Annotated in this window: 9 protein-coding genes; 4 read left to right on the top strand and 5 right to left on the bottom strand. The window is 73.5% G+C overall.

Annotated features, from left to right (window positions below; translation table 11 throughout):
• A partial coding sequence (locus I4I78_RS25540; RefSeq protein WP_218614038.1) for a hypothetical protein occupies positions 1-193 on the bottom strand: 193 nt, incomplete at its 3' end.
• Between the two features lie 79 nt (positions 194-272).
• Here I4I78_RS25540 and I4I78_RS25545 point away from each other — a divergent pair.
• Positions 273-1,661 carry a helix-turn-helix transcriptional regulator gene (locus tag I4I78_RS25545; RefSeq protein ID WP_218614039.1) on the top strand — a complete coding sequence of 463 codons (1,389 nt, stop codon included), beginning with the start codon at positions 273-275 and terminating at the stop codon, positions 1,659-1,661.
• On the opposite strand, the gene meaB is transcribed toward I4I78_RS25545, so the two are convergent.
• Positions 1,616-2,602 carry a methylmalonyl Co-A mutase-associated GTPase MeaB gene (gene meaB / locus I4I78_RS25550; protein ID WP_218614040.1) on the bottom strand — a complete coding sequence of 329 codons (987 nt, stop codon included), beginning with the start codon at positions 2,600-2,602 and terminating at the stop codon, positions 1,616-1,618. The genes I4I78_RS25545 and meaB overlap by 46 nt on opposite strands.
• A gap of 43 nt (positions 2,603-2,645) precedes the next feature.
• Positions 2,646-3,833 (bottom strand): acetyl-CoA C-acetyltransferase, encoded by a 1,188-nt coding sequence (locus I4I78_RS25555; protein WP_218614045.1) that lies wholly within the window; start codon positions 3,831-3,833, stop codon positions 2,646-2,648.
• Positions 3,834-3,995: 162 nt separating this feature from the next.
• Here I4I78_RS25555 and mce point away from each other — a divergent pair, with 162 nt between their 5' ends.
• The 3 genes from mce (at position 3,996) to I4I78_RS25570 (ending at position 7,283) form a co-directional block, all read left to right on the top strand.
• Positions 3,996-4,448: a methylmalonyl-CoA epimerase gene (gene mce, locus I4I78_RS25560; RefSeq protein WP_218614041.1), complete on the top strand. Its 453-nt coding sequence runs from the start codon at positions 3,996-3,998 to the stop codon at positions 4,446-4,448.
• 170 nt (positions 4,449-4,618) lie between these two features.
• Positions 4,619-5,950, top strand: coding sequence for a crotonyl-CoA carboxylase/reductase (gene ccrA, locus I4I78_RS25565; protein WP_218614042.1), 1,332 nt, complete (start codon positions 4,619-4,621; stop codon positions 5,948-5,950).
• Positions 5,951-6,086: 136 nt separating this feature from the next.
• On the top strand, positions 6,087-7,283 hold the full coding sequence (locus tag I4I78_RS25570; protein WP_218614043.1) for a hypothetical protein: 1,197 nt from the start codon (positions 6,087-6,089) through the stop codon (positions 7,281-7,283).
• A 25-nt stretch (positions 7,284-7,308) separates the two neighbouring features.
• Here I4I78_RS25570 and I4I78_RS25575 read toward each other — a convergent pair whose 3' ends face one another.
• Positions 7,309-7,620, bottom strand: coding sequence for a hypothetical protein (locus I4I78_RS25575; RefSeq protein WP_374225917.1), 312 nt, complete (start codon positions 7,618-7,620; stop codon positions 7,309-7,311).
• A 4-nt stretch (positions 7,621-7,624) separates the two neighbouring features.
• The gene (locus I4I78_RS25580) at positions 7,625-9,409 is read right to left on the bottom strand and encodes a 3-hydroxyacyl-CoA dehydrogenase family protein (protein WP_218614044.1); all 1,785 of its coding nucleotides are present in this window, start codon (positions 9,407-9,409) and stop codon (positions 7,625-7,627) included.
• Between the last annotated feature and the right edge of the window lie 128 nt (positions 9,410-9,537).

The raw sequence follows: 9,537 nt of genomic DNA on the forward strand, positions 1-9,537 counted from the left end.
GCGTCCGGTCCCCGTGCGTCCGGTCCCCGTGCGCGCGGCCCGGACCGGGCCACCCGCGCATGGTTCCCGCACCGTGGTTCCGGCCGGAGAAGCGCCGGGCGCCACCGAGCATCCGCCGGACCGTGCACCACCCGGCCGCTCCCCCGGCGGCCGCGGCCAGCAGCGCGCACCCCACGTACGACGTCACGTCCATGCCGTCCTCCCGACCCCGTTGACGACCTGTTGCGTCGCCCGCGTTGACAGTAGGTGGGGCCACCGACAGAATTCGGCGCGTGACGTCGCCGAGCCCCCGATCCGGCCCGGCGACGACCCCGGGCCCCGGCCGGGCAGGCTCCGGCCGGGCAGGCTCCGGCCGGGCAGGCTCCGGCCGGGCAGGCGGGCGCCCTCCGCCGGTCGGCGGCCGGCCGCTGCTGCGAGCCGCCCGTCACGAGCGCGGCTGGTCCCAGGCCGACGCCGCCCGTGAGCTGTCCGCCCTGGCGGAACGCACGGGCGTCGCCGTCGCCGGGCCGGCGAGCCTGAAGACGCAGCTCTCCCGCTGGGAGAACGCCCACGCCGCACCCGAGCCGGAGTACCGCACGCTGCTCGGCGCCCTCTACGACCGCGACGCGGCCGGCCTCGGCCTCGTCCCCGGCGGCCCCGCCGCCGACCTCGCGGAGCCGCCGGGATCTCGGCCGGGATCACTGCCGGAATCACTGCCCGGCGCCCTCGCCGAGGCCGGGGCCCTGGACCCGACCGCGCTCGCGCTGCTACGCGAGCAGCTCGAGGCCACCGTCCGCCTCGATCACCGGCTCGGACCGGCCGGCGCCGCAGACGTCCTGGCGGCCCAGGTCGAGCGCCTGGTCGCGCTGGCCGACCACGTCCTGCCCGAGGAGATCCGCCGCGACGTCTGCACGGTGCTGGCCGAGGCCGCGCTCCTGGCCGGGGACCTGGAACGCGACCGGGCACGGGCCGGCGGGGCCTGGGCCCGCTACGGGACGGCCCGCGCGGCCGCGCACGAGGCCGGCCGGCCGGACCTCGCCGCGCGGGCACGGGCGGCGAGGGCCCGGCTGCTCCTCGACGCCGGGGAGCCGGACCGGGCCCGGACGCTCCTGGGCGACGCGGCCGACGAGTGGTCGGATCTCGTGCGCGCCGAGGCCGCGCTCCGGGCCCCCGGTGCGGCGCCGCCGGGCCCGGCGCCGGGCTCGGCGGCTCCCGACGGGTCCGGCGTCGCGGACGGGTCCGACATCCGGCCCGAGCAGCGGCGGACGGTCGACGCGGTCCGCCCCGCCATCGCGCTCGACGTCGACGTGCTCGCACACCGGCGGACCCTGACCCGCGCCGCGGCCGGCGACGCCCGGGCCCGTGTCTCGCTGGAGCGCACCACCACCGACGAGGACCGCCCGGTCCGGGCACGCGCCGAGGCGTCGGCCGCACTCGCCGCCGCGCTGCTGCGGGACGGCCGCCCGGCCGACGCGGCCGTGCACGCACGCCGCGCGCAGCTGCTGGCCATGCGGATCGGCGCCCCGCGGATCACCGCCCTGGCCGACACCGCCCTCGCCGACGCCGCCCTCGAAGCAGCCACCCCCGACCCGGCGTCGGCCGACCTCACCTCGGACGGCTCACCCGGCCGCGGGGCTCAGAGATCGGTCGCGCCGGCCCGCAGCTCGTCGGCGGCGGAGTAGGGGTCGAGCTCACCGGCCAGGACCCGGTCGGCCAGGGCCGGCAGTGCGGCGCCGCCGCGCAGGCCCTCCATCCGGGAACGCACCTGCTCCAGGCTGATCGCCTCGATCTCGCTCTGCGCCCGCCGCCTGCGACGTTCGCGCAGCGCGCCGGAGCCCTCGCTCCAGGCCCGGTGCTCGGTGACCGCGTCGGCGAGGCCGTCGACCCCCTCGGTGCGCGCCGCCACCATGGACAGCACCCGGGGCGTCCACGGCTCGGTACCGGTGGCGTGGTCCGACGCCGCGACGCCCTCCCGCAGGTGCAGCATGTTCTTCAGCTCGCGCACGGTCTGCCGGGCTCCGTCGCGGTCGGCCTTGTTCACCGCGAACACGTCGCCGATCTCCAGGATCCCGGCCTTGGCCGCCTGCACGCCGTCACCCATCCCCGGTGCCAGCAGGACCACGGTGGTGTCGGCCAGCCGCGCGACGTCGACCTCGGACTGGCCGACCCCGACCGTCTCGACCAGCACCACGTCGCAGCCGGCCGCGTCGAGCACCCGCAGCGCCTGCGGGGTGGCCCAGGCCAGGCCGCCCAGGTGCCCCCGGGTGGCCATCGACCGGATGAACACGCCGTCGTCGGTCGCGTGCTCGCCCATCCGCACCCGGTCGCCGAGCAGGGCACCGCCGCTGAACGGCGACGACGGGTCCACGGCCAGCACCCCGACCCGCAGGTCACGGCCTCGCAGCTCGGTGACCAGCGCCGAGGTGGTGGTCGACTTGCCCACCCCCGGCGCTCCGGTCAGCCCGACGATCTGGGCGTGACCCGCGTGCGGGGCCAGCGCCGCGGCCACCTCACGTAGCTGCGGGCTGGCGTTCTCCACCAGCGAGATCAGCTTCGCGACCGCCCGCTGCTGGCCCTCACGCGCCCGCGTGACCAGTTCCTGCGGGTCCTGGGCAGCGGGCACGTGAGCGTCTCCAGCGTCGTCGGTCCGGTGGGCCGGGGTCGGGTCAGGCCTTCGGCACGCGCACGATCAGCGCGTCGCCCTGACCGCCGCCGCCGCACAGTGCGGCCGCACCGACGCCGCCGCCCTGACGGCGCAGGCTCAGGGCCAGGTGCAGTGCGATCCGGGCGCCGGACATGCCGATCGGGTGTCCGAGCGCGATCGCGCCGCCGTCGACGTTGACCTTCTCCTCGTCGATCCCCAGCTTGCGGGTGGAGACGACCCCGACCGCGGCGAACGCCTCGTTGATCTCGACCAGGTCGAGGTCCGAGGGCGAGATGCCCTCCTTCTCGCAGGCCTTGGCGATCGCGTTGGCCGGCTGCTCCTGCAGGCTGGCGTCCGGGCCGGCCACCACGCCGTGCGCGCCGATCTCGGCCAGCCAGCTCAAGCCGAGCTCCTCCGCCTTGGCCTTGCTCATCACCACGACCGCGGCGGCGCCGTCGGAGATCTGCGAGGACGAGCCCGCGGTGATCGTGCCGTCCGAGGAGAAGGCCGGCTTGAGCTTGCCCAGGCCCTCGGCCGTGGTGTCGCCGCGGATGCCCTCGTCGGCGCTGAAGGTGACCGGGTCGCCCTTGCGCTGCGGGATCTCGACCGGGGCGATCTCCTCGTCGAACACGCCGTTCCCGGCGGCCTTCGCGGCGCGCTGGTGCGAGCGGGCGGAGAACGCGTCCTGGTCCTCGCGGGTGATGTCGTACTTGGCGTTGTGCTTCTCGGTCGAGGCACCCATCGCGACCTGGTCGAACGCGCAGAACAGGCCGTCGTAGGACATGTGGTCGGTCAGCGTGGTGTCGCCGAACTTGGTGCCCTCGCGGGACTTGGTGAGCATGTGCGGGGCCTGGGTCATCGACTCCTGGCCGCCGGCCACCACGATCTCGAACTCGCCGGCGCGGATCAGCTGGTCGGCGAGCGCGATCGCGTCGATGCCGGAGAGGCAGACCTTGTTGATGGTCAGGGCCGGGACGTCCATCGGGATGCCGGCGTTGACCGCGGCCTGGCGCGCCGGGATCTGGCCCGCACCGGCGGTGAGCACCTGCCCCATGATCGTGTACTCGACCTGCTCGGGGGCCACACCTGCGCGCTCGAGCGCGGCCTTGATGGCGACCCCACCGAGCTGGGCGCCCGAGAAGCCCTTCAGCGAGCCGAGCAGCCGGCCCATCGGGGTACGGGCCCCGGCGACGATCACGGTTCCGGACACGGCGTCCTCCAGCAGCATCGATGGCGAAGAATGTGCGGACACGATACCCACCGATCCGGCCCTGCAGACGGGTCGAAAGGCGGGGGTGAGCAGCCGCACACACGGTACGCAGGGCCCGCTCCACGCGGCTACCCACGAGTAGGCACGCTACATTCTGCCCTCATGGCACCCACTGACGAGTTGACGTCCCTGGTCGTGGCCGTGGACCACGTCGGGATCGCGGTTCCCGACCTGGACGAGGCGATCCGCTTCTACGCCGACACCTTCGGGCTGGTCTCGACCCACGAGGAGACGAACACCGAGCAGGGCGTCCGCGAGGCGATGCTCGCCCCGCCGGGCGGCTCCGACACGATGGTCCAGCTGCTCGCACCGCTGGACGAGAACTCGACGATCGCGAAGTTCATCGGCCGCAACGGCCCCGGGATCCAGCAGGTCGCGTACCGCGTCCGCGACGTCGCCGCGGCCGGCGACGCGCTGCGCGCCAAGGGCCTGCGGATGCTCTACGAGCAGCCGCGGCGCGGCACGTCGGACTCGAAGGTGAACTTCGTGCACCCCAAGGACGCCGGCGGCGTGCTCGTCGAGCTGGTGGAACCGGCCGGCGCCACGCACGGGTAGACCGGCCCGGACCTGCCCGAACGACGGTGGCAGGGGTCGGTGGCATCCATCACGATGACCGCTGGTCCCTACCCTCGTATCCTCACCGGGTACCATACTGCGCAGTAACTTGTGGTATCCCAAGCAAACGACCGCCGACTCCCAGCAATGTTGCCCATCGGAGGCCAGCCGTGAAGGACATCCGCGACGCCATCCTCGCCGAGGAGTTCGACAGCGTCGGCAAGCTCGACGTGCCCGACCACTACAACGGGGTCACGGTGCGGGCCGAGGACGCCGAGATGTTCTCCGGCCTCGCCGCCCGGGACAAGGACCCCCGCAAGAGCCTGCGGCTCGAGGAGGTCGCGACCCCCGAGCTCGGCCCGGGAGAGGCACTGGTCGCGGTGATGGCCAGCGCCATCAACTACAACACCGTGTGGACCTCGATCTTCGAGCCGGTCTCGACGTTCAGCTTCCTGCGTCGCTACGGCAAGATGTCGCCGCTGGCCAAGCGGCACGACCTGCCCTACCACGTGGTGGGCTCGGACCTGGCCGGCGTCGTCGTGCGCACCGGGCCCGGCGTGAACACGTGGAAGGCGGGCGACCGGGTCGTCGCGCACTGCCTCTCGGTCGAGCTGGAGAGCCCGGACGGGCACTCCGACACGATGATGGACCCGGAGCAGCGGATCTGGGGCTTCGAGACCAACTTCGGCGGGCTCGCCGAGCTGGCGCTGGTCAAGTCCAACCAGCTGATGCCCAAGCCGGAGCACCTGAGCTGGGAGGAGGCGGCCGCCCCCGGGCTGGTGAACTCCACCGCCTACCGGCAGCTGGTCTCGCGCAACGGCTCGGACATGAAGCAGGGCGACACCGTCCTGATCTGGGGCGCCTCCGGTGGCCTGGGCTCCTACGCCACCCAGTTCGCGCTCAACGGCGGCGCCACGCCGATCTGTGTCGTCTCCTCGCCGGAGAAGGCCGAGATCTGCCGCAAGATGGGCGCCGAGCTGGTCATCGACCGCAACGCCGAGGGCTACAAGTTCTGGTCCGACGAGAGCACGCAGGACCCCAAGGAGTGGAAGCGCTTCGGGGCCAAGATCCGTGAGCTGACCGGCGGCGACGACCCGGACATCGTGTTCGAGCACCCGGGCCGCGAGACGTTCGGGGCGAGCGTCTACGTCGCCCGCAAGGGCGGCACGATCGCGACCTGCGCGTCCACCTCGGGCTACATGCACGAGTTCGACAACCGCTACCTGTGGATGAACCTCAAGCGGATCGTCGGCTCGCACTTCGCGAACTACCGCGAGGCGTGGGAGGCCAACCGGCTGATCGCCAAGGGCATGATCCACCCCACGCTGTCGCGGGTGTACCCGCTGGCCGAGACCGGCCAGGCGGCCAACGACGTGCACCAGAACCTGCACCAGGGCAAGGTCGGCGTGCTGGCCCTGTCCCCGGAGGAGGGCCTGGGCGTGACGAACCCGGAGCTGCGCGAGCAGCACCTACAGGCGATCAACCGCTTCCGCGGCGTCTGAGAACCGGCTTCCGCCGACACCGCGAGGGCCCCCTCCGCTCACCCGGAGGGGGCCCTCGCCTGTGTTCGGTATGAACCACACCGCGTCCGGCCGCGTACACACCGCAATGACACACGACGACGGTACGGTGGGGCACATGGCCGGTGACCAGCACGCTCCCGTTCCCCGGACCGGATTCACGATCACCCGGCGGGGTTATGACCAGCTCCAGGTGGACAGCCATCTGCGCCGGCTCGACGCCGAGGTGCGGATGCTCGCGGCGGACCGCGACGCGGCCGTCGCGCAGAACGCGAGACTGGGACGCGAACTCGACGACGCCCGGACCCGCGCGGAGGCTCTGCAGCAGCAGGTGAACCGTCTCGCCGGGCCTCCGCAGAGCATCCAGGGCATGAGCGAACGCCTGCGGTCGATGCTCCGGCTGGCCGAGGACGAGGTCGCCGAGATGCACGCCCGCGCGGACTCGGAGATCGCCGAGCAGCGCCGCGCGGGCGAGGAGCACGCCCGCCAGGTCGTGACCGACGCCCGCGCCGAGGCCCAGCGCCTCATCGCCGACGCCGCGGCCGACTCCGAGCGGTCGGCGTCCGAGCTGGTGGCCGAGCGGGCCGCGGTCGGCGAGCTGCGCAGCACCACCGAGCGCGAGCTCGCCGAGCACCGCGAGAGCACCGAGCGCGAGCTCGCCGAGCTGCGGGAGCGGACCGAACGGGAGACCACCGAGCTCCGGGAGACCGTCGAGCGGGAGGTCGCGGAGCGCGAGTCGGAGAGCGCGCGGCGGATCCGGGAGGCCGAGAGCGCCTCGGAGGCCGAGCGCACCCGGCTGGACGCGGATTCCGAGACGAACCGGGTCACCGTCGAGGGCGACTTCGAGATCGCGATGGACCAGCGCCGTCAGGAGGCTCTCGGCGCCCTGTTCGCCGAGCGGGACACGCTGGCCGAGGAGAACGAGCGCTCCCGCCGCGTCGCGGCCGAACAGGCGCAGCGCACCCGCAGCGAGGCCGAGGAGCAGGCCCGTCGCACCCAGGCCGACGCCGAGGGCACGGCCACCCAGATCGTCGAGGCCGCGCAGCGCAAGGTCGAGGAGCTGACCGCCCTGCGCGGGCAGGTCGCCGACCAGCTGCGCCGCAGCCGGGCCACCATCGACGCCGAGCTGGGCGTGCTGGGCGGGCCGGCCGGGGCCCGGCATGCCGACGTCGCCGCCGGTGCGTCCGCGGCCGAGGGGGCCACGGAGAACGGGAACGCGAACGGGACCGCTGCCGACGGCGCCGTCCCGGAGCAGGACGGGCGGCCCGCACGGCCGTCCCCGGCCCCGCGTTCGACCGCTCGCGTCGGGAGCTGACACCCCGGCCCCAAGGCTCCCGGGCTCAGCGCCTGCGGAACCCCGGCCGTCGGCGCTCCCGGGCGTTCCAGCAGGGCAGGTGCCAGTGCCTGCGGTCCTCGACGCCGCCGTACCCGTCGGCCGGCCAGGCGACCACGTGCCCGGTGCCCGCTGCCACGAGCTGCTCGCACCCCGGGCAGCGGTAGTCCTTGACCGACGACCCGCCCGGCACGTGCCGGACGTTCCACTCGCCGTCGCGGCCCGACTCGCGCCGGGTGACCATCGCCCCGCCGAGCGGCGGCGGCACGGGTCGGCCCCGCCCGCGCTCGGCGGGGCGGGGCCGTCGTCCGCGTGCCATCGCGCTACTTCCGGGCGTAGTCCCGGAACCCGTGGCCCGTCTTGCGGCCCAGGCGTCCGGCGGTGACCAGGTGCTCGAGCAGCGGCGCCGGGGCGAACCCGGACTGGCGGAACTCGGAGTAGAGCGAGCGCTCGATGGCCAGCGACACGTCCAGGCCGACGACGTCGAGCAGCTCGAAGGGCCCCATCGGCAGCGCGCAGCCGGTCTTCATGGCCGCGTCGATGTCGTCGGCGGTGGCGTAGTGCGCCTCGAGCATCTTCACCGCGTCGTTGAGGTACGGGAACAGCAGCGCGTTGACGATGAACCCGGCGCGGTCCCCGCAGCTCACCGGCACCTTCTTGAGCTTCTGGCAGACGTCGAGGACGGTCGCCGCGGCGTCGCGCGAGGTGCCGATCGTGGAGACCACCTCGACCAGCTTCATCGCCGGCGCCGGGTTGAAGAAGTGCATGCCGATCACGTCACCGGGCCGCGAGGTGGCCGCGGCGCACTCGACGACCGGCAGCGACGACGTCGTGGTGGCCAGGATCGCGCCCGGCTTGCAGATCTCGTCCAGGGCGCCGAACATCGCCCGCTTGACGTCGAGCTCCTCGGCGACGGCCTCGACCACCAGGTCGACGTCGGCGAAGTCCTCGAGCGCGGTGGTGCCGGAGATCCGGGCCAGGATCGCGTCCCGGTCGGCCTCCTCGAGCCGGCCGCGGGCGACCGACTTGTCCAGCGACTTGCGCACGGTGCCGATCGAGCCCTCGACCTTGGAGTCGCTGCGCCCGCGGACCAGCACGTCGTAGCCGGCCTTGGCGAACACCTCGACGATGCCGCTGGCCATGGTGCCGGTGCCGACGACCCCGACCCGGCCGACCTCGCGCACGGTCGCGTCCTCGGGGATCGTCGCGGACGGGGTCAGCTTGTCCGCCACCACCGAGGAGGAGTGCGCGGCCTCGTAGGTGTAGAAGCCGCGCCCGGACTTCCGCCCGAGCAGGCCAGCCGTGATCATCTGCTTGAACACCGGGGCCGGCGCGTGCAGCAGGTTGCGCGACTGCGCGTACATCGTCTCGAGGATCTCGTAGGCGGTGTCCAGGCCGATCAGGTCGAGCAGCGCCAGCGGGCCCATCGGGTAGCCGCAGCCGTAGCGCATGCCGGCGTCGAGGTCCTCGCGGCTGGCGTAGGACTCCTCGTACATCCGCGCGGCGTGGTTGAGGTAGCCGAACAGCAGCGCGTTCGCGATGAAACCGGCGCGGTCGCCGATCACGACGGCGACCTTGTCCAGCGACTCGGCGAACGCCTTCACGTCGTCGACCACGTCCGGCTCGGTGACCACGGTGCGCACCAGCTCGACGAGCTTCTGCACCGGCGCCGGGTTGAAGAAGTGCATCCCGACGACCTTGCCCGGTCGGCCGGTACGCACGGCCAGCTCGGTGACCGAGAGCGACGAGGTGTTCGAGCAGAGGATCGTGTCCTCGCCGACCACCTTGTCGACCTCGGCGAACAGCTCCGCCTTGGCGTCGAGGCTCTCCGGGATCGCCTCGACCACCAGGTCGGCGCTCGCCAGGTCGGCCAGCGAGGTCGAGACGGTGATCCGCCCGATCAGCTCGTCGGCCTGCTCCTGGGTCAGCTTCCCCCGCGTGACCGCACGGGAGGTGGACGCCTCCAGGTGCGCGCGGCCCCGCTCGCCCGCGGCCGCGTCGACCTCCACCGCGACGACCGGCAGGCCGCTCCGCGCGAAGACCTCCACGATCCCCGCACCCATGGTGCCCAGGCCGACAACCCCGACCGTCCGGAACTCGCGTGCCACGCTGCAAACCTCCATGTTCGACGTCCGATCGCGCGTGATCCTGCCATCCAGGCACTACCCATAGGTAACTCCGGCCACCCTTGAGGCCAGGCCCACAGTGCGCCGCACCCCTCCGCGTCGTGGAGCCA

This window comes from Pseudonocardia sp. KRD291, assembly GCF_019263595.1.
Classification (GTDB): Bacteria; Actinomycetota; Actinomycetes; order Mycobacteriales; family Pseudonocardiaceae; genus Pseudonocardia.